The organism is Cytobacillus oceanisediminis, from assembly GCF_007830235.1.
GTDB lineage: Bacteria > Bacillota > Bacilli > Bacillales > Cytobacillaceae > Cytobacillus > Cytobacillus oceanisediminis.
This window is the reverse complement of record NZ_VLKI01000001.1, coordinates 514,164-533,454: the sequence shown is the minus strand read 5'-3', so window position 1 is coordinate 533,454 and position 19,291 is coordinate 514,164. Positions and strand designations below refer to the sequence as shown.

At 42.9% G+C, this 19,291-nt stretch carries 20 protein-coding genes; 19 read left to right on the top strand and 1 reads right to left on the bottom strand.

Translation table 11 applies throughout. The annotated features are described in order from the left end of the window. Nucleotides 1–120 precede the first annotated feature (120 nt). Complete coding sequence (locus IQ19_RS02565; RefSeq protein WP_144539550.1) at nt 121–843, top strand: YwaF family protein; 723 nt, start codon at nt 121–123, stop codon at nt 841–843. Between the two features lie 50 nt (nt 844–893). Here the strand turns inward: IQ19_RS02565 and IQ19_RS27985 are convergent, their stop codons facing one another. Beyond that, nucleotides 894–1,052, bottom strand: a complete 159-nt coding sequence (locus tag IQ19_RS27985) for a hypothetical protein (RefSeq protein ID WP_199749358.1) — start codon at nt 1,050–1,052, stop codon at nt 894–896. A 213-nt stretch (nt 1,053–1,265) separates the two neighbouring features. On the opposite strand from IQ19_RS27985, the gene galE reads away from it, so the two are divergent. The 18 genes from galE (at nt 1,266) to IQ19_RS02475 (ending at nt 18,788) form a co-directional block, all read left to right on the top strand. Then, a complete protein-coding gene (gene galE, locus IQ19_RS02560; RefSeq protein WP_144539548.1) occupies nt 1,266–2,273 on the top strand; it encodes a UDP-glucose 4-epimerase GalE in 1,008 nt (335 codons plus the stop codon). A 592-nt stretch (nt 2,274–2,865) separates the two neighbouring features. Continuing rightward, nucleotides 2,866–3,453 (top strand): competence protein ComK, encoded by a 588-nt coding sequence (locus tag IQ19_RS02555; RefSeq protein ID WP_144539546.1) that lies wholly within the window; start codon nt 2,866–2,868, stop codon nt 3,451–3,453. 211 nt (nt 3,454–3,664) lie between these two features. Then, nucleotides 3,665–4,867: a metallophosphoesterase family protein gene (locus IQ19_RS02550; RefSeq protein ID WP_144539544.1), complete on the top strand. Its 1,203-nt coding sequence runs from the start codon at nt 3,665–3,667 to the stop codon at nt 4,865–4,867. A 121-nt stretch (nt 4,868–4,988) separates the two neighbouring features. After that, complete coding sequence (locus IQ19_RS02545; protein WP_242020868.1) at nt 4,989–6,395, top strand: metallophosphoesterase family protein; 1,407 nt, start codon at nt 4,989–4,991, stop codon at nt 6,393–6,395. 414 nt (nt 6,396–6,809) lie between these two features. Further along, nucleotides 6,810–7,673, top strand: coding sequence for a PHP domain-containing protein (locus IQ19_RS02540; protein WP_144539542.1), 864 nt, complete (start codon nt 6,810–6,812; stop codon nt 7,671–7,673). Nucleotides 7,674–7,721: 48 nt separating this feature from the next. Continuing rightward, entirely contained in the window at nt 7,722–8,357 is a 636-nt protein-coding gene (locus tag IQ19_RS02535; protein WP_144539540.1) for a DapH/DapD/GlmU-related protein, read from the top strand. 138 nt (nt 8,358–8,495) lie between these two features. Continuing rightward, a complete protein-coding gene (locus IQ19_RS02530) occupies nt 8,496–9,197 on the top strand; it encodes a GntR family transcriptional regulator (RefSeq protein WP_144539538.1) in 702 nt (233 codons plus the stop codon). A 145-nt stretch (nt 9,198–9,342) separates the two neighbouring features. After that, on the top strand, nt 9,343–9,765 hold the full coding sequence (gene phnG / locus IQ19_RS02525) for a phosphonate C-P lyase system protein PhnG (RefSeq protein WP_144539536.1): 423 nt from the start codon (nt 9,343–9,345) through the stop codon (nt 9,763–9,765). A 16-nt stretch (nt 9,766–9,781) separates the two neighbouring features. Continuing rightward, entirely contained in the window at nt 9,782–10,402 is a 621-nt protein-coding gene (gene phnH, locus IQ19_RS02520) for a phosphonate C-P lyase system protein PhnH (protein WP_144539534.1), read from the top strand. Continuing rightward, entirely contained in the window at nt 10,390–11,526 is a 1,137-nt protein-coding gene (locus IQ19_RS02515; RefSeq protein ID WP_144539532.1) for a carbon-phosphorus lyase complex subunit PhnI, read from the top strand. The genes phnH and IQ19_RS02515 overlap by 13 nt, the downstream gene beginning before the upstream one ends. Continuing rightward, complete coding sequence (locus tag IQ19_RS02510; protein WP_144540069.1) at nt 11,526–12,380, top strand: alpha-D-ribose 1-methylphosphonate 5-phosphate C-P-lyase PhnJ; 855 nt, start codon at nt 11,526–11,528, stop codon at nt 12,378–12,380. Before IQ19_RS02515 ends, IQ19_RS02510 begins: the two co-directional genes overlap by 1 nt. Next, nucleotides 12,381–13,226: an ATP-binding cassette domain-containing protein gene (locus tag IQ19_RS02505; protein ID WP_144539530.1), complete on the top strand. Its 846-nt coding sequence runs from the start codon at nt 12,381–12,383 to the stop codon at nt 13,224–13,226. It begins immediately after the preceding gene. A 43-nt stretch (nt 13,227–13,269) separates the two neighbouring features. Continuing rightward, on the top strand, nt 13,270–14,448 hold the full coding sequence (gene phnM, locus IQ19_RS02500) for a phosphonate metabolism protein PhnM (RefSeq protein ID WP_144539528.1): 1,179 nt from the start codon (nt 13,270–13,272) through the stop codon (nt 14,446–14,448). Nucleotides 14,449–14,490: 42 nt separating this feature from the next. Beyond that, a complete protein-coding gene (locus tag IQ19_RS02495; protein ID WP_144539526.1) occupies nt 14,491–15,195 on the top strand; it encodes a phosphonate C-P lyase system protein PhnL in 705 nt (234 codons plus the stop codon). A gap of 118 nt (nt 15,196–15,313) precedes the next feature. Next, nucleotides 15,314–16,348, top strand: a complete 1,035-nt coding sequence (phnD, locus tag IQ19_RS02490) for a phosphate/phosphite/phosphonate ABC transporter substrate-binding protein (protein ID WP_144539524.1) — start codon at nt 15,314–15,316, stop codon at nt 16,346–16,348. A 22-nt stretch (nt 16,349–16,370) separates the two neighbouring features. Continuing rightward, nucleotides 16,371–17,156: a phosphonate ABC transporter ATP-binding protein gene (phnC, locus tag IQ19_RS02485; RefSeq protein WP_144539523.1), complete on the top strand. Its 786-nt coding sequence runs from the start codon at nt 16,371–16,373 to the stop codon at nt 17,154–17,156. Then, nucleotides 17,146–17,931, top strand: coding sequence for a PhnE/PtxC family ABC transporter permease (locus IQ19_RS02480; RefSeq protein ID WP_144539521.1), 786 nt, complete (start codon nt 17,146–17,148; stop codon nt 17,929–17,931). The genes phnC and IQ19_RS02480 overlap by 11 nt, the downstream gene beginning before the upstream one ends. Continuing rightward, entirely contained in the window at nt 17,931–18,788 is an 858-nt protein-coding gene (locus IQ19_RS02475; RefSeq protein ID WP_144539519.1) for a PhnE/PtxC family ABC transporter permease, read from the top strand. The genes IQ19_RS02480 and IQ19_RS02475 overlap by 1 nt, the downstream gene beginning before the upstream one ends. The last annotated feature ends 503 nt before the right edge of the window (nt 18,789–19,291 follow it).

Genomic DNA, 19,291 nt, shown 5'->3' with positions numbered 1-19,291 from the left:
TTTAAATACCGGGAAGGGTTTTTAACTGAATTAAACCTTATAAATGGCGTGGTAAATTTCCTCCCCGTGAATACAATGAATAAAACAACACTTCCATGCATATTGAGGGGTGATGACATCATGTTTTCTGTAACGGGAATGCAGGGCTTTGAGCTTTTTTCGTTGATGCATCTAGTTACGTTAGTGCTTTTCTTCTTTACTTGCTGGTGGCTGGTGTATTACAGGCTGGCGCTTAGGCCATACCAGAAAATAATAAAATGGACTTTGTTTGTCACGCTGCTGGCCTGTGAAGTAACTTATCATTTATGGCTGGTCTTAACCAATCAGTGGGATGTTGCGGATCTTCCGCTCCAGCTTTGTTCATTTAGCACCTTTATTGCAATGTTTCTGTTCTTAAGAGGCAATAAAAAAGCATTTTATTTGCTGTACTTTATCGGTACGATTCCTCCCATCTTAAGCATGGTTACACCTGATATGATCTACCAATTCCCTCACTTCCGCTACATCAAATACTTCCTTCATCATTCAGCCATTCCGTTAACTGTTTTGTATTTCATTCTATTTGAAGGGTACAGAGTTCCAAAGAAAGCTGTGCTAAATAGCTTTTTAACTCTTAACGCAATTGCTGTGCCGATCTTCCTCTTAAACCAGCTGTTAGGTACTAATTTCTTTTATTTAGCCAGCCCGACAGAAACGAAAACGTTATTATCATTTTTCGGAAGCGGCATTTGGTATTATGTAACCCTTGAAATCGCTGCACTGATTGTTTTTTATATCACATATATCCCAATGCATTATTTGCAAAAAGCAGAAAACAAGATTCTGCAAGGGGAAGGAGAATAGCAGAGAAAAAGCCTTATTCCAGCCGGATGATGGAATAAGGCTTTTTTACATTACCGCTTATTCTGTTCCTTGTCTTTTTCATACTGCCTTTGAGGACTCATTTTGGAAACGGCATCATCCACAACTTCCTGCGCCTTTTTGGCCTCGCTATCCTGTTTTTGTGCTTCCTCCTGGATACGGTTTACATCCTGTGGGGTGTTTTCGCTCATGTATTCCAGCCTCCTTTTTACGTGTATGTCATTAATGTATCCGTTTAATAGGGAAATAAACAACCTGCTGCAGTTTATAAAGACAGTCATATGTAGCTGTATCGTGAAGTAAATATTACTAAATCACTTATTAAGCGGGAGACAATTTCACTTTGATTTTCAATTGGCAACCTACGCTTTTGAAAATTCAGGCAAATAAAGGAGCAGGAGATCATGGCCATTCTAGTGACTGGCGGTGCAGGGTATATAGGAAGCCATACTGTTTTATATTTAAATGGGCTTGGTGAAGAAGTTATCGTTCTTGATAGCCTTAAAAAAGGCCATCGTGAAGCGGTGAGGAATGCAGCGTTTTACCAGGGGGAATTAAAAGACGGGGATTTGCTGAATGAGATATTTACCACACATCAAATTGATGCAGTCATCCATTTTGCAGCCGATTCGCTTGTAGGCGAAAGTGTAGAACAACCGCTGCAATATTATGAGAATAATGTGATCGGAACTTACCATCTAGTGAAGAAAATGGTCGAACATCAGGTGAAAAAAATCGTCTTCTCATCAACCGCAGCCGTTTATGGAAACCCTGTGAATGTGCCGATTAAAGAAGAGGATCCGACTGTCCCAACCAACCCGTATGGCGAAACAAAGCTTGCGATTGAAAAGATGTTAAAATGGGCGGACGATGCATATGGGTTAAAATCTGTTTGCTTGCGTTACTTCAATGCCGCAGGGGCAGATCTCGAGGGAAGAATTGGCGAGGATCACACACCAGAATCCCATTTAATCCCCATCATCCTCCAAATAGCATTGGGACAGCGCGAACAGGTCTCCATCTTTGGGAACGATTATCCTACACCCGATGGAAGCTGTGTCCGTGATTATATCCATGTTATGGATTTGGCGGACGCCCATTATCTTGCACTTAAAAGACTGCGTGCAAAGGAAGAAAGCAGCACCTATAATCTTGGTAATGGCACTGGTTATTCGGTTAAAGAAGTGATTAAGGCATGCCTGAAGGTGACAGGGGAGAATATTAAAGCAGTCTCAGCTCCCCGCCGTGCCGGCGATCCGGCCATCCTGGTTGCTTCGTCAGAAAAGGCGAAGAAGGAACTCGGGTGGATACCTCAATACCACGAACTGGAGCAGATTGTAGCTCATGCCTGGAAGTGGCATCAGAATAATCCGTCTGGCTATAATGCGGAGACGATCATCAAAAATATTTAATCATTTATTAAAGCCATTGGCCTTAAGGGTGCCAATGGCTTTTCGGGAGATTAAATGCTTTACGCTCTCCATGAAAGTGTATCCCTTTGTAAAAAAGAAATTTTTGTGACAGAATTTCCAGCCAATGATATTCTTCTATCCATATGACCTATGTCACAAAATGAATCGTAATTCAGTATTGAAAGCTGTTTTCACTGGAAAAATCAATAAAATCAAATATTATAAAAAATTCGCACAAATTTGTCAATAACGTCACCTAAGATCGATATCACGCCCCTAAAAAAGTTAGGCCGGCGGAAAAATAAGTTTTTACAATAGTAAAATATACCCATTATAATGAGAAAAGAGGTGAATTTTGTCAAATCATGCCGAATAACTGAGCGGGTCTTTTAAAGGTCATATAATAAAAGAAATAACAACCATCCAGTCACCGGCACAAAGAGAAAAGTGTAAAAACTAAAAACCCCCAGGCAGGTCCGGGAAAGACAGTAGCCTGAGAGTTCTCATGAGATGGAGTATACCAGCTCATTTGCTAAGTATACTCCTTAATGAACAATTTTAAAATAGTAAATGACGAATAAGGAGCATACACATGACAATCATTCATATACCACATTATATTATCCACCCGGAAACAAAAGCGATATTGCCAGAGTTTGGTGCAAATGGGAGATGCTACAGCAAAGTCATCCAGGGCAGCCAAATGTTTATTGTCACAATGAAACCAATTGAGATTATCCAGGAAAGTCTTAGTTATTACGGATTTGATCTGGAAGGTGCCATCAGCGGTGCAAAGTCGATCATAGGGGCATGCCAGGCAACTCCTATCCGCGTTCCGGGGCATATTGATATGTATTGGTTTCCGCATATATCGCCAAATAATATTAATTGTGTGTGGATGGCAGTTCACCATGTACTTCGTATCCTGCCTGAAGATAATTTCCAGGCGAAGGTCATGTTAATTGATGGTCCATCGATCATATTGGATACCCCTGAGAGAAAGCTGTCAGACCGATATGACCGGGCCGAACAGCTGGAAGTGAAAATCACCAAAAGGACGCAATATAAAATGCAATATGTAATGGAGAGAGGGAGCGGGGTTCATTTTGTAAAGGAGGAGAATCGTAATTATACAGTGAGCAAGGATGATGACCTGAGTAATGGTTCAGCACTCTGCTAAATCCAATAACAAGGATACGACAGTGAAAGTCTGCCTGAATTCAGGCAGGCTTTTGTTATACAATGATCTATCTATTAAAAAAGCCTTTACATTCTTCATATGTTCTTTACTAAACAATCTAGTAATTTTAATACGCCATTAATAGATTTATTCTACGATTTTAAGTGCAGGACAGGGAATGCTCCCGATTAAATCATTGGAGGCGGAGAGAATGAGTAATAAGAACGAAAACACAAGGCTTGATAGAAGGTCTTTTATTAAAGCTGGAGGTATGGGGACGCTTGCTTTAACGATGGCTGCTGCAGGCTTGCCGGGAGACTTGCTGGTGGACAAAGCCCAAGCGGAAGAACTTGGCGAAGAGATTGAAGGGCCTAAGCTTGCATTTAATTCTAATGGCAAATTTAAGGTTATACAATTTAACGACACCCAGGATGATGAACGGATTGACCGCAGAACGATCGAACTGATGGAAAAGGTTCTTGACGCAGAAAAACCAGATTTTGTTGTTTTGAATGGAGACAATATTACAGGCGGCTGTGATACCGAATTGGAAATGAAGCAAGCGATGAACAATGTCGTTCAGCCTATGGAAAAAAGAGGGATCCGCTGGGCGGCTACATTCGGGAACCATGATGAAGACTCAACGGCAAAGACCGGTATGGATGAAGAGGATATGCTCAAGTTCTATATGAATTACAAACACAATATGAATGTGCATGGCAAAAAAGGGCTTACGGGTACAGGAAATATGAATCTGTTAATCAAACAATCCAGCGGGAATGGAGCGGCATTCAACCTTTGGCTGCTGGATAGCGGCAGATATGCACCGAAAACGATTGCCGGGCAGGATTTTAAAGGCTATCCGACATGGGATTGGCTCCGTTTCAACCAGGTGAATTGGTATTATGAAAGGTCCAAGGTGATCGAAAAGAAATATGGCTATAAAGTTCCTTCCCTAGTCTTCATCCATATTCCATTATGGGAGCACCGGTTTATGTGGTGGGGAAGTGTTGACAGCCGAACAGAAGAAGGCCATAATCTCGCAGCGGCAAGGCATCAAATCACAGGAGAGCGGAATGAAGATGAGTGTCCGGGCCCGATTAACAGCGGATTGTTTACAGCCATGCTGGACAGAGGAGACGTTAAGGGCGTATTCTGCGGACATGATCATATTAACACCTATTGCGGCAACTACTATGGGATTTTGCTGGGATATGCCGGGAATACTGGGTTCGGCACATATGGTCTTTCAGGACCGGATAGAAACAGGCTTCGCGGTGCGAGAGTATTCCATTTGGATGAAAACCATGAAGGTGTTTTGGTTGATACACATATGGTTTTTGCCAAGGACTATGGAATTGACTTAACTGCCAATGACCAGAGCATTGATCCGCTGCCATTGGACGGTAAATAATAGGCTACATGATGACAAGAGCCCATTAGAATAACTGAATTTTGCCAGAGAATACATACTGCTGTTAAATGAAGCCTGGTGAATGAATCCTGCGGAAAGATATAAGAGGAGAGTGCAGAGAATGATGAAAAATAGCTCGAGTGAACAAAAAGACGAAAACCTTACAACCAAAGGAATGGACCGCCGCGCCTTTTTGCAAAAAACAACTATGGCTGCTGGCGCGACAATAGGATTGTCGCTTGCAAACTCGTTCCATTTCATTTCAGCAAGTGCAGCATCTTCGTCTTCCATGATGAATGCAAGCGGTTCGAAGCCGGATTTGGTTTTTCCGGTTATCAGTGATATCCATATCCATAATACCAGCAATAAAACGCTGGAAAAATTTATTGTCACATTGGAACAATTAAATAAGGTTGCTCCAAAGCAGGATGCTTTTGTAGTTGTTGGGGATTTAACTGATTATGGGTATTCATCCGAATATGATAAGTTCATGTCAGCCTTTAATGTACAAAAACAATGGGGTACCGTTTCCATGTTTGCCATCGGTAATCATGATTACTGGAATGGCTTATCAACAGCTGATGCCCAAAAACGCTTCCTGGATAAAACGGGGATGGAATCGATCTACTATCATAAGATCATGAAAGGCTATCATTTCATTGTCCTTGGCACAGAAGACGGAAAAACAGAGGGAACATTCTCAGTTGAACAAATTAGTTGGCTAAGCGAGCAATTGAAGATTGCGAACGCAGATGATCCGAAAAAGCCCATCTTTGTTTTCCATCATCAGCCGATTAAAGGTACTGTCTATGGAAGCGAATGGGGCTTTAATCAGAATAGGGATGTATTTTACGATACGTTGAAGGAATATCCGCAAGTTATTTCATTTTCCGGCCATACCCACTATCCGCTTGATGATCCAAGGATTATTCATCAGAAGGATTTCACCTCAATCGGAACTTCTACAGGTGCCTATCTGTGGCTGGATGCAGGAAGAATTCAAGGGGAAGTGCCTGAAGGTGCCGATATCCTGAATCAGGCATTGATTGTAGAGGTATATAACAACAAAGTACTGATTAAGCGCCGCGATATTCACCATAATGACTGGACTGGAGAGCCGTTTGAAATCAGCTATCCAGCTAACAAGCAGAATTTTAAATATACAGAAGCCAGGGATACAAAACCCCCTTTTTTTACGAAAGAGGCGATGCTCTCCATTAATAATGAAATGACAACAGCAAGTGCCCTGGCGATTATGTTTAACCAGGCAAAGGATGATCTGCTTGTTCATGACTACAAAGTAGCGGCAAAAAATGCCGAAACCGGAGAGGTCGCAAAGCAGTTTCTTGCTTTTTCAGAATTCTATAAAGATCCAGTACCAAATCCGTTAACATTAAAGATTGAAGGCTTGCAGGCAAATACTGCGTATCAGATTGAAGTCCATGCACTTGATGCATATGGGAATGTGTGCAAAACGCCATTGAAGGCATTAGGTAAAACAAAGGCAGCTGAAAACATCTCTATTTAAAAACATATCAGCAGAAAAATAGATGAAATAGCTTCAAAACTGATGGCCGGCTCCAGGGAGTTGGCCTTCTTACTCTTAGTTTCTTAGGATATCGGTCACTCTCAAAGATTTATCGGTCAGATTTGGGCTTTATCGGTTACTTTTTCAATATATCGGCCAAAATTCATTTTTATCGGTTACTTTTTCAATATATCGGCCAAAATTCATTTTTATCGGTTACTTTTTCAATATATCGGTCAAATTTCATTTTTATCGGTCACTTTTTCAATATATCGGTCAGTTGGCTTTATACCAGTCTTTTCACGCTTGTGCAGCAGCATTACATAATCTTAACAGAAATTTACATTGTAGTAACCTTTAGAGCTTGGCACCAAGTTACTCTATTAAAAAAGGCAATTAATAGGAGGTTCAAAAATGAAAGCTGAATTGCACTGCCATACGAATATTTCAGACTGTCCCCTGACGATTGATGAGGTACTGAACTTAGCGGTTGCCAATGATGTGTCGCACCTGGCCATTACAAACCATGACACAACAAAGGGGCTGGAGGAAGCGGTCCAGCAAGGGAAGAAGTATGGAGTGGAAGTCATTCCGGGTATTGAAATTTCCGGCTTTGATTTTGAAATGGGCCGGCGTGTTCACATCCTTGGTTATTTTATTGAGCCAGGGCATAATGCAATTGAAGCATTGTGCGGACCTTTAACTGAAAAAAGGCATAAACTGTCGTTTGAAATGGTCCAGCGGCTGATTGAAGCAGGCTATAGCATTACCTGGGAACGATGCCAGGAGCTTGCACATGGTGGGACTGGAGTCTATAAACAGCATATTATGGCAGCTTTGATTGAGGCAGGTTATACAGATTCAATTTATGGCCCGCTTTATAAAAAATTGTTTAGCCGCGGACAAAAAGGAGAAGCGCCAGGCCTTGCTTTTATCTCGATGGAATATGTGGATGCCAGACAGGCTGTTCAGGCCATACTTAAGGCAGGTGGAGTGCCTGTTCTAGCACATCCAGGACAATACGGGAATTTTGAAATGGTTCCTGACCTTACAGAAGCCGGATTGCAGGGAATAGAAGTATGGCACCCTTTGCATAATCACCAGCATGAAGAATTGGCCAGGAAGCTGGCTGTAAAATATGGCTTAATCATGACAGGCGGGTCTGATTTTCATGGAGCGTATGGCGAGAAACCGGTGGTGCTTGGAAGCCGGTCCCCTGGAGTGGAGAGAGTACATGAATTAGCTTCCAGAAGAGCGAAGCTGAAAAGCCGCATTTAATAGATGCAAAGAAAGCTGCCAATTTGAAGGAAGGAGCGGAATGATCACATGTCTCTAATTTTCAAACCCAAGCAGGATGAGAAGCTCTCCATTTCCCCAACTGTCCATGATTCAAGCTATATTATTGACAGCTATGCCGGTGAATGGGTTTCCATCGGTGAAAGAAATAAAGTGATTGAATCGAGATTCGGCGATTATACCTATACGATGGATGATGTGACAGTCAACTACGCCGAAATCGGAAATTTCTGTTCGATCGCATCTCATGCTTGTATCAACCCCGTCCAGCATCCAATGGACCGGGTGACACAGCATCATATAACCTATCGGAAAGTAGATTATGGTTTCGGTGAGCAGGACGATCTTGAATTTTTTGATTGGCGACGTACACATCGGGTGAAAATTGGCCATGATGTATGGATTGGCCATGGTGCGATCATTATGAAAGGTGTTGAGATCGGCACCGGGGCGGTGGTCGGCTCTGGAGCAGTTGTGACGAAGGATGTTGAGCCTTACACCATTGCAGCTGGGGTGCCTGCCAAGCCTTTAAAAAGAAGATTTTCTGAAGAAATAGCCCACAAGATGATTGAAATCGCCTGGTGGGATTGGCCAAGAAAAAAGCTTGAAGCCCATTTTGCTGAATTAAATGATGCGGAAGCTTTTATAAAAAAATTTGGAAGCTGAATATGGCCTTCATAGACCCAGTCACAGTGGATTGGGTCTTTTTAAGTTCTACTAAAAAATAACATTCTCTTAACTTGCCATTTAAATTCAGCGTTTACACTAAAGTTGTTTCACGATTTCGAAAGGGGAGTTGCCTGTATGAGTGAAAAAATGATGCTGGTCGATGAGCTGATTTCGAAGATAAAGGAAGGGACATTTAAGCCGAATGATAAGCTGCCTTCTGAAAATGAGCTCGCCGATCACTATAAGGTCCCAAGAATAGTTGTCCGGAAGGCATATGAGCATTTACAGGAGCTGGGATACATCTTTTCAAGGCAGGGCAGAGGCAGTTATGTTCAAAATCGAAAGCCGCAAATTCCTCTTATCCTAAATGGGGATATCAGTTTTAGTGAAAAAATGAAGGAGCTGGACTACGACTTTAGGACAGAAAATATTGTCAGTGAAAAAATCCCCTATAAATCCGGTATCTTTCACGAATTAAAAGCAAATCCGCCTGATGAGGTTTATAAAATTGCTCGTCTAAGAATAATGGATGACTGCCCGATTGCTTTACATACATCTTATGTACCTCAAGCTGTTTTTCCGCATATTGATCAGGATGGTCCTGGGATCACCTCTATTTTTCACTATTACAAAACCCAGGGCTATACCGATTTCACATCAGGGAAAAGCCATTTGAGCGTGGTTTTCCCAAATGAAACAGAACGAAAAATCCTCCAATGCTCCAGCCTAATTCCATTATTGCTGCTGGAATCCTGCTGTATGGATCGAAAAACGGGGAAAGTCCTGGAATATTCCAGAATCAAATACAGAAGTGATTGTTTTACATACCTGGTTTAAATCGGCGCTATGCCGATTTTTTTTCCTGTATGGGACGTAATGAAATTAACAAAAACCATACAAAATTAACCGTTATTTTACGTTCATGAGCTTGGCAACAAGATAGATTAAAGGTGCAGAAACAAATACAGATGGAGGCCAAAAGGTGAAAAGAAAACAAAGAACAGAAATTTTGATCAGCGGCTCTCAAGATTTAGCGAAATCATTAGCGAATGAAATTGAACAAAATTATCCAGTGACGGCCATTCAAAAACCGGAAAATGGGCTAGTCATGTTAAAGGTTCGGGAGACTTCCAAGAAAAGCTTATTTTATTTAGGCGAAGTGCTGGTTACCGAATGCAAGGCAAAGGTTGAAGGAAAGATTGGAATTGGGATTGTCAAGGGACATCAGCCTGAACTGGCTTATCATCTTGCCATTATTGATGCAGCGTTTCTGGGGAATCTTCCTGAAACAACAAAATGGTCAAGCATTCTTGAAAGTGAGAAGCAGCATATTGAAGAAAACAGCAAAGCAAAAAATAAAGCGATTTTAAAAACAAAAGTCAGCTTTGAAACGATGGATGTTTAGTAGAGGGGGAGAAGAGTTGAAGCTAGATATCGTTCATGACCTGCAATCTGTGTATAGAAAATTAGTCGATTCCACTTCACGGCCCGGGCTGATTACAGACCTGGGGAAAGAGGCAGCATTGTTGGATGGAGAGAATGAGACAGGCTGCTCCCATTCACTCCTGCTGCTGGCATTAACACTGCTGGACCCTGAGGTAACGTTTAAAGTGTTCTCTGCCAATGCGGACAGGGCAGAAAAAGAATTAAATCAGTTAACCTTCGCCAAAACGGCAGAGGCTGATCAGGCGGATTATCTATTTATCCTTGACGATGCCGAGGAAGGTTCATTGGAGGATGCCATTCAAAGAGCAAATCCCGGGACGTACTTAAACCCTCATAAATCTGCCGTCATTATCGCAGAAACAGGGGCCATCAGGGACGGTGACCATCTCGTTTTAAAGGGGCCGGGCATTCAGACTAGCACCCCAGTCAATGTGGAAATGGATGGGAATTGGATACGAAGACGAGAAGAAAAAAATAAGGAGTATCCAGTTGGGGTTGACCTCATATTTGTTGACCAAAACAATCAGCTTTTATCCTTGCCCAGAACAACTCAAGTAACAGAAAAAAGGGTGGTGATGAATGAATGGGTTATGTAGCGGTAAAGGGCGGAACTCATGCGATTAAAGAATCGGTTAAACGGTTGAAGTATGAAAGGCTGCAGAAGCAGCAAGTATTGGAAACAGAAAAAATTGAGGCTGGCATGAGAGGGTTAATCGACCAGGTCATGTCAGAAAGCAGCTTATACAATGAACCCCTTGCAGCATTAGCAATTAAGCAGGCTGAAGGGAATCCGGAAGAAGCGATATTCCTGCTGCGGGCATACCGGTCAACCTTGCCAAGGAAGCACTGCTCACAAATCATTGAATCCGAGCAGATGAAGGTTGAACGCCGGATTTCAGCCAGCTTTAAAGATATTCCAGGTGGCCAGATCTTAGGTGCAACTACCGATTATACTCACAGGCTTCTCGATTTTGGCCTAATGAAGGAAACGGAAGAGCTGATCCGGGAATGGCTGACTGAATATGAGGCAGAAAACAGATTAAATGAAGAAAAGCTGGATGCTCCGGATATCCTTTTGCCAAAGGTGTTGGATTATCTGCGTAAAGAGGGCTTAATTCCGCTCCGTGAGAACAATGATACTGAACCGGATGATGTGACAAGAGAAAGCCTGGAGTTTCCATCAAACCGAAGCCAGCGTTTGCAAATCCTGACAAGAGGGCAGACGGGAGCTGTTACCTCACTAGCTTATGCCGTCATCAGAGGCTACGGGGCACTTCATCCCACTGTCGGAGAGCTGAGAGTCGGGAATTTGCCTGTCTATGTCGGCCATCCGAATGAAGTGGGCAGTGAGGAAGATGACTATTATATTGGCGATGTAAAAGCAACAGAAGCGGAAATGCTGATGCCGTTTATGGCCGAAAAGGAGAACGGAAGAAAAGAATTGGAGTTTGAAATTGGCTATGGACTGTGCTTTGGGCAGAACGAGACGAAAGCGATCGCCATGGCCATTCTCGATAATTGCCTGGAGCATCCCGATAATAGCTTCCCAAGCCATAATGAAGAATTTGTACTGTATCATATTGACTCTGTGGAATCGACCGGCTTTATTTCACATTTGAAAATGCCCCATTATGTCACGTTCCAATCAAAGCTTGATCGTGTCAGAAAAACAAAGAACTCTGAGGAAGAAACTGCAGAAAGGCAAGAGGTGAGAAGATGATGAACACAGCCTATAATTTTGCTTTCTTTGATGAAGGTTCGAAAAGGGAGATCAGAAGAGCCACCTTAAAAGCGATTGCGATCCCTGGCTATCAGGTTCCTTTTGCTTCAAGGGAAATGCCGATCGGAAGAGGCTGGGGAACTGGAGGACTCCAGCTGACACTCGCTTTAATAGGGAAGAAAGATGTCTTAAAGGTAATCGATCAGGGGTCTGATGAATCGGTGAATGCCGTCAGCATCAAAAAGCTTGTCTCCGATACGACGGGCGTACAGCTAACGGAATCTGCTTCTGAGGCAACGATTATTCAATCGCGGCACAGGATTCCGGAGGTCCCTCTAAAAAAGGAGCAAATTCTTGTGCTGCAGGTGCCGCTCCCTGAACCGCTTCGTTACTTCGAACCAAGTGAGCATGAAACCAAAAAGCTTCATGCAGAAAAAGAATATAGCGGGGCATGGCTCATGCTATTTGAACAGATTATGAAATATGGAAGCATGACGACAGGAGCAGACCATCCGGTCATGGTGCATGACCGCTATGTGATGGCACCAAGCCCGATCCCCCGGTTTGATAATCATAAAATGGACGAAAATGAAGCGCTTATTTTATTGGGAGCAGGACGGGAAAAAAAGGTGTATGCCGTCCCGCCTTTCACGAAGATCGTCTCCCTTGATTTTGAAGATTATCCATTTGAAGGGGAAAGCTTTGAAGGGAAATGCTGCAGATTATGCGGCTCTGAGGGAGTGTTCCTGGATGAGCTGATTGATGAGGGTACAGGAGAAACCTATTATCAATGCAATGATACGGGCTACTGTTATGAAGTTTTAAATAAAGCCGAAAAAGCAGGAGTGAATTAAATGACTGAATTTGAGGTTCCTGTTTTATCTATTAAACATTTAAACAAACAATTTGGCACTGGCTGTGCCCATTGCACGAATCCTGAGCCGGATGCCTTGATAAAAAATTACTGCAAGGTGTGCGGCACCGTCTTCGCATGCAGGGATGTCTCCTTTGATGTATATCCGGGAGAAGTGCTCGGAGTTGTAGGGGAGAGCGGAAGCGGAAAATCCACTTTGATGCAATGCCTATACTTTGACCAGGAGGCTACCTCCGGAGAGGCTTATATTTCTTCCTATCAAAATGGGCTGAAAAATCTCTTCCAGGAATCTTCACAGCAAAAAAGATATATCCGGAACAACTTAATGGGGAAAGTGTATCAAAACCCTCTATTAGGATTGAAAATAGATTTTTCATCGATTGGAAATATTGCCGAGAAACTGATTGCAGCCGGAAGCAGAAACGTGGAAATGATGGAAGCAAGAGGAACTGATCTGCTCGGCAAGGTGAATATACCTATTCATCGCAGCAAAGAAGCGCCAAAGAATTTTTCAGGCGGCATGCAGCAGCGTGTCCAAATTGCCAAAGCCCTTTCCAATAACCCGCCCATCCTTCTCTTAGATGAGGTCACGACAGGATTGGATTTATCGGTACAGGCAAGTGTTTTGGATTTAATTAAGAGCCTGCAGCGAGAATTGAATATTAGTATTGTGCTGGTTTCGCATGATTTAGGAGTTATTAGGATGCTCGCAGACAGAACCATGGTCATGCTGGATGGGCAAGTCATTGAGCAGGGGCTGACGGATCAAATACTCGAAGATCCTCAGCATGCCTTTACACAGCAATTGGTTCATTCGCTCCTGTAAGCTTGCCTTCAATGTAAAAAACCATTCATAAGGGGGAAGCATTTTGTACGTCATTACAAATGGAAAGCTAATTACAGAGGATACGGTTTTACAAGGCTATGATCTGCTTATTGAGGATGACCGAATCGCCAGGATCGCTCCAAAGGGTGAAATGATGTTTGGAGAGGATACAGAAATAATTGATGCGGAAGGCGGCTATGTCTCGCCAGGCTTTATCGATATCCATTCAGACTATATTGAACATATGGCAGCTCCAAGGCCAACTTCTTTAATGAACTTTAACCTAAGTTTAAGAGAAGCGGAGAAGGAGCTCATTTCCCATGGGATTACAACCATGTTCCATTCACTGTCTCTTTATAAAGAAACAGAGTATGCGTATAAACCGATCCGGGAACCGGAAAATGTCAGGAAGCTCATTGACTTGATTGATGAGACCCATACTATCAAGCATCTAGTGCGCCATCGATTTCATGCAAGAATGGAGATTGATAATGTTGAAGAAATTGAGAATCTTAAAAACTACATAAGCGAAGACAAGGTGCATTTAATATCCTTTATGGATCATACACCGGGGCAAGGGCAGTACCGCCACCTGGAAGTCTACCGGAACACGGTGAAAAGCTATAACAGTATGAGCGATGCAGCCATTGATGTGTTGATTCGCAATCACCAGACAAAGGAGAAGCTGACTGTTGAAGACATGAGGGAAATTGCCCAGTATGCGCATAAACATAATATCGCGGTTGCCTCCCATGATGATGACAGTTTTGAAAAATTGGACCTTGTCCGCAGTTTTGGCACGACGATTAGTGAATTCCCGATCACCCAGGAGGTGGCATACAGGGCGAAGGTGCTTGGCATGTATACCGTTGCCGGTGCGCCAAATGTGCTGCTGGGAGGCTCGCACAGCGGAAATCTGGGTGCTGCAGAAGCGATTCAAAATGATTCGATTGATATTTTGTGCAGTGACTATTATCCGGCAGCCATGCTGCACTCGATTTTTGAGCTGGTTAATACCTATGGTATGGACCTGGCTGACATGATTAGGCTAGTAACTATTAATCCGGCAAAAGCGGTGAAAATGGACGAAGAAATCGGTTCAATTGAAATCGGAAAAAAAGCGGATCTGCTGATCATTGAAAAAATAGCTGATGATTTCCCGGTCATCACTGGAGTATTTGTGGACGGGAAGCTGATCCAAAAAACAAATTACAGAATTTAGCGCTGTTTCTAAGTACAACACTGGCAGAAAGCAGGTGGATTAATGGAAAATCTATTGGAAATCAAGGATCTTGAAAAATCATTTACCCTCCATAATCTGGGCAAAAATATCCGTGCATTAAGCGGCATTGATATCATGCTGAAGGAAGGGGAATTTATCGGGATTACCGGAAAAAGCGGAAGCGGCAAATCCACGATTTTAAAGTGTATTTACGGAACGTACAGGCTTCAGCAGGGAAGTATTTGGTATAACTCCAAAAAATTTGGCCCCATTAATCTTGCGGATGCATCAAATAGACAAATGATATACCTGCGACAGCATGAAATTGGCTATGTGTCGCAATTTTTAAATGTTATGCCAAGAACGACAGCCAGGCAGCTTGTGAAGCAAGCGATCCTTGAAATGGGGGCGGATTATAAAATGGCAGAAAGGGAGACGGAAAAGATCCTTTTGCATTTCGAGCTGGATCAGGAGCTTTGGGACAGCTACCCCGGCACATTTTCAGGAGGGGAAAAGCTCAGGCTGAATATTGCACGGGCTATGGTCAAAAAACCAAGACTCCTGCTTCTGGACGAGCCAACAGCCAGCCTGGATTATGTCTCGAAGCTGAAGGTTAAAATTCTGATCGAACAATTGATGAAGGAGGGCACAACCATGCTTGGAATCTTCCATGATCTTGAGTTTATGAACAATTTGGTTGACAGGGAATACAACATGCACAATGGCGCTTTTACATTATCAAGCTAATCTTTTACCAATGCTTTACGATTCATCACGATTCCTTATCAGTAGATTCATAATCATTCGATATAGTTAGGTCGATGGTAATATTAAAAAGCTTTCCAAATAAGAGAGGGGAAAAATCATGAAAAAATTGGCATTAATGTTACTTTGTATGGCTATGACTGTAGTATTTGCAGGCTGTTCATTTACAGCCAATTCGGAAAGTGACGATACGCTGACAATTGCATGGCTTCCGAATGAATCAGGAGCTGATCTGGTTGAAGCCCGTGAAGAGATTGGAAAAATGATAAAAGAGAAAACGGGCAAGAAGGTAGAGCATCAAACAACGACTGATTACATTGTTGCGATCGAAGCCATTGCAAACGGCAACGCAGATATGGCCTTCCTGGGCGCACAAGGATTCATAGAAGCAAATAACAAAAATGATAAGGTTCTTCCATTAGTTGTTCCCAGCGGCGAGTCAGGTACTTTGGAGGATGCTGTTTATTACAGCTGGCTGGCAGTAGAGAAAGAAAATACGGATCAATATAAGAATGGCGATGAGTTTGCGATTGACAATATTAATGGAAAGCGATTCTCATTTGTTTCCAATAGTTCAACATCAGGGTTCAAGGTCCCATCTACCGGGATAACAGATTACTTTACCGAAAAAAAAGAGTTTAAGAGTTTAACAGCAGAGGATTTGCTTGAGGGCGGAGAGGACAAGTTCTTTAGCGAGGTGCTATTTGGAGGCTCCCACCAGGGTTCTGCAGTAAATTTATTAAGCGGCAAAGCGGATGTCGCGGCATTCTGTGATACATGTGTAAACAACTATATTGAATTGGCAGACGGTGAAGTGAACGAGCCAGGCGCTGTATATAAAGTGAAGGAAGATGCAGCCGAGCCGCTTAACACGGTTGCCGGGAAAGAATTCAGTTTGATCTCTGTAACGCCTGTGTTAAATGCACCATTTGTTATCAATACAGGCACAGTAAGCGAAGAAGACCAGAAGATGCTGCTTGAAATTATGACTTCAGATGAAGTGGCAAATAATGAAAAAATCTTTGTGCCAGAGGACTATGAATTTTCCGGTCTATTCAGCAAAAAGTCTGGTAAGGAGCGGTTGGTGGAAGTGGAAGATGAGTGGTTTAACCCGATCCGTGAGCTTGCAAAATAAATGGATAAGGAGGGGTTAACGCATGGCATTATTGGAAGTTAATCAACTGACAAAGCAATTTGGAAAGCATTCAAAAGCATTGTCGGATGTGAATTTCTCGGTCCAGGAGGGAGAGTTTGTCACGATTATCGGCCCTTCTGGAGCAGGGAAATCCACTCTTCTCCGCTGCATTAATCGCATGATCGATGCAACCGGCGGGGAAATTCGCTTTCAGGATAAAAGTGTTTTGAACCTGAAGAAGAAAGAATTAAAACAGGTGCGAACGAAAATCGGCATGATCTTTCAGCATTACAATTTGGTGAATCGTTTATCTGTCATTGAAAATACCCTTCACGGCAAATTGGGAACAAAGTCAACAATGGCCGGGGTGCTTGGGCTATACAGCCAGGAGGAAAAACAGCAGGCAGTCAGGATTCTCAACGTGCTTGGGTTGAAGGAAATGATCTATAAGCGTGCAGACCAATTAAGCGGCGGGCAAAAGCAGCGAGTAGGCATTGCCCGCGCCCTTATCCAAAATCCGCGGATGCTTTTATGCGATGAACCGATTGCATCACTGGACCCCAATTCAGCTAAGGTCATCATGGACCACTTGAAGAAGATTTCAACGACCATGGGCATTACCGTGATTGTAAATCTTCATCAGGTAGATGTGGCTATCAAGTATTCGGATCGAATCATCGGCATTAACAGCGGACAGGTCGTTTATAATGGACCCGCAGAAAATATGACTCCTGAAGACATTCAGCGCATTTATGGCTCTGAAGCGGATGAGTTAATCTTTGACATTGGAGGCATCCATGCAGGCTGATATCTTTGCAAAAAAGCAGCGAAACACACTCGTCTTCCTTGTCCTGCTTGGATCCGTTACATTCCTTGCCATGATTATGACGGACTACAATGCTGTAAAAGGTATCACATCCGTCCCCAAGGCTGTCCAATGGGGACTCGCAAACTTTTATCCAACGGCTGAATCACTGGAGAAGCTTCCAGCAATTCTTGAAAAACTGCAGGAAACACTCCTCGTGTCCATTGCAGCCACGACGGTTGCGGCTGTTTTCGCCCTCTTGTTTGCGATTCTTGGTTCCAATACAACGAGGGTCAATGCCTTTTTTGGCGCCATCACAAGAGGAATTGCCGCAGTATTCAGGAATATCGATGTTGCAGCATGGGCGCTGATTTTGCTTTTTTCCTTTGGGCAAAGCTCGTTAACAGGGTATTTTGCTTTATTCTTTGGGTCATTCGGATTTTTGACAAGGGCCTTTACGGAAACAATTGACGAGGTAAGCGGAGGATCAGTGGAAGCCTTAAAAGCCACGGGAGCGGGTTACTTTTCCATCATCTTTCAATCGGTCATTCCTTCATGCATTTCGCCATTAATCAGTTGGATCCTGTTCATGATTGAAACGAATATCCGCAGCGCGACTTTAATTGGTTTACTGACCGGCTCTGGAATTGGCTTTACGTTCAACTTGTACTATAAAAGCCTGAATTATGATATCGCGAGTTTGGTCGTGGTTGTGATCATCGCCGCCATACTATGCATTGAGTATGTATCCAATTATGTAAGGAGGGTGATTTTGTAATGGAGGTGAAAGGACAGCTTAATAATGTTTCAGCACCAGCTGAACATTTACTTGAGGAAAGGATAAAAATTAAGCCTGCCAATAAAGCGGCCATTGTAATAGGGCTGACGCTTACGGTCCTGTCTTTGCTTACGGTATATGCTTTTTACAGCTTTGATTATAAGGAATTTGATATGACAGAAGCGCTCATAGCGACATTCGCCAATCTGAAAGTCATATTCCTTGAGCCCCATTTAGAGCATTTTTCCTTTGGCCATGCCCTTTATCAAGTCTTAGTAACACTGGGACTTGCCTTTTTGACTACCTTGTTTGGAGCAGTCGTTGCTGTCTTTTTTGGTTTGCTGGCTGCTGAAAACCTGTCTTCGAAGCGGGTTTCGATGATCATTAAGGGAATGGTCGCTTTCATAAGAGCGGTGCCGACCGTCCTTTGGGTTCTCATCTTCGCGGTCGCTGCCGGCCTTGGAAGTACTGCAGCTGTAATCGGCATGACCTTTCACTCCATTGGGTACTTGATTAAGGCCTATTCCGAGTCATTTGAAGAACTGGATAGGGGAGTCATCGAAGCGCTGCAGGCAAGCGGAGCAAACTGGTGGCAAATTGTTTTCCAAGCAGTCATTCCATCCTCCATCACCTACATGATCTCCTGGACATTCCTGCGCTTTGAGATCAACTTTGCGGTAGCTGTTGCCATGGGAGCAGCCGCAGGAGCAGGGGGAATCGGATATGATATGTTTATGGCAAGCAGCTTCTATCTGGATATGAGGGAAATCGGTGCGATTACCTACTTTATCCTTGCTGTTGCCATCATCCTTGAACTCTTTGCTATAAGAATTAAAAATAAATTAAAGGCGGCGTAGGTAAGAAACCATATAAATTTCTACTTAGGATCAGGTGCAGATGTGCCTGGTCTTTTTATAAACCTTAAACGGACTACTAATTTGCTGCTGCATATAGTGATAGATGTGGAATAGCAGTTTAAAAAAGAAATTTTTGTGACAATATTTCCAGCCGAAAAAATTTTCTTACGCTATGATCTGGAGAGAGGGAGCGGGGTTCATTTTGTAAAAGAAAAGAATCGGAATTATGCTGTCAGTAAGAAGGACAAGGATAAAAAGTAGACGCACGAAGGAGTATTTTTAAACGGATGAGTGGGTTTTAAGAAGAAAGTGATTTCGGACATCCTTAGTGATGCCTTGATAGCAGAGGAATCCGGAGAAGGAAGAATCGAACTGGTAACGGGACTTTGTAATTAAGAAAGGCTTTAGCAGATTTTCTTAAGGGTTCCGTTTTCGGTGCTTTCTTTAAAAATGGCGTAAGAAATGACGTGTGAATTGGCACACTTCATTTTTTATGTTTATCA

Excerpts from the sequence above, each read along its gene's own strand:
- IQ19_RS02475 (WP_144539519.1), top strand. The coding sequence starts at position 17,931 with ATGGAGGTGAAAGGACAGCTTAATAATGTTTCAGCACCAGCTGAACAT.
- IQ19_RS02515 (WP_144539532.1), top strand. The coding sequence starts at position 10,390 with ATGGGTTATGTAGCGGTAAAGGGCGGAACTCATGCGATTAAAGAATCG.
- IQ19_RS02495 (WP_144539526.1), top strand. The coding sequence starts at position 14,491 with ATGGAAAATCTATTGGAAATCAAGGATCTTGAAAAATCATTTACCCTC.
- phnD (WP_144539524.1), top strand. The coding sequence starts at position 15,314 with ATGAAAAAATTGGCATTAATGTTACTTTGTATGGCTATGACTGTAGTA.
- IQ19_RS02555 (WP_144539546.1), top strand. The coding sequence starts at position 2,866 with ATGACAATCATTCATATACCACATTATATTATCCACCCGGAAACAAAA.
- IQ19_RS02530 (WP_144539538.1), top strand. The coding sequence starts at position 8,496 with ATGAGTGAAAAAATGATGCTGGTCGATGAGCTGATTTCGAAGATAAAG.
- IQ19_RS02550 (WP_144539544.1), top strand. The coding sequence starts at position 3,665 with ATGAGTAATAAGAACGAAAACACAAGGCTTGATAGAAGGTCTTTTATT.
- IQ19_RS02535 (WP_144539540.1), top strand. The coding sequence starts at position 7,722 with ATGTCTCTAATTTTCAAACCCAAGCAGGATGAGAAGCTCTCCATTTCC.
- IQ19_RS02540 (WP_144539542.1), top strand. The coding sequence starts at position 6,810 with ATGAAAGCTGAATTGCACTGCCATACGAATATTTCAGACTGTCCCCTG.
- IQ19_RS02545 (WP_242020868.1), top strand. The coding sequence starts at position 4,989 with ATGATGAAAAATAGCTCGAGTGAACAAAAAGACGAAAACCTTACAACC.
- galE (WP_144539548.1), top strand. The coding sequence starts at position 1,266 with ATGGCCATTCTAGTGACTGGCGGTGCAGGGTATATAGGAAGCCATACT.
- IQ19_RS02480 (WP_144539521.1), top strand. The coding sequence starts at position 17,146 with ATGCAGGCTGATATCTTTGCAAAAAAGCAGCGAAACACACTCGTCTTC.
- phnC (WP_144539523.1), top strand. The coding sequence starts at position 16,371 with ATGGCATTATTGGAAGTTAATCAACTGACAAAGCAATTTGGAAAGCAT.
- IQ19_RS02505 (WP_144539530.1), top strand. The coding sequence starts at position 12,381 with ATGACTGAATTTGAGGTTCCTGTTTTATCTATTAAACATTTAAACAAA.
- IQ19_RS27985 (WP_199749358.1), bottom strand. The coding sequence starts at position 1,052 with ATGAGCGAAAACACCCCACAGGATGTAAACCGTATCCAGGAGGAAGCA.
- IQ19_RS02565 (WP_144539550.1), top strand. The coding sequence starts at position 121 with ATGTTTTCTGTAACGGGAATGCAGGGCTTTGAGCTTTTTTCGTTGATG.
- IQ19_RS02510 (WP_144540069.1), top strand. The coding sequence starts at position 11,526 with ATGAACACAGCCTATAATTTTGCTTTCTTTGATGAAGGTTCGAAAAGG.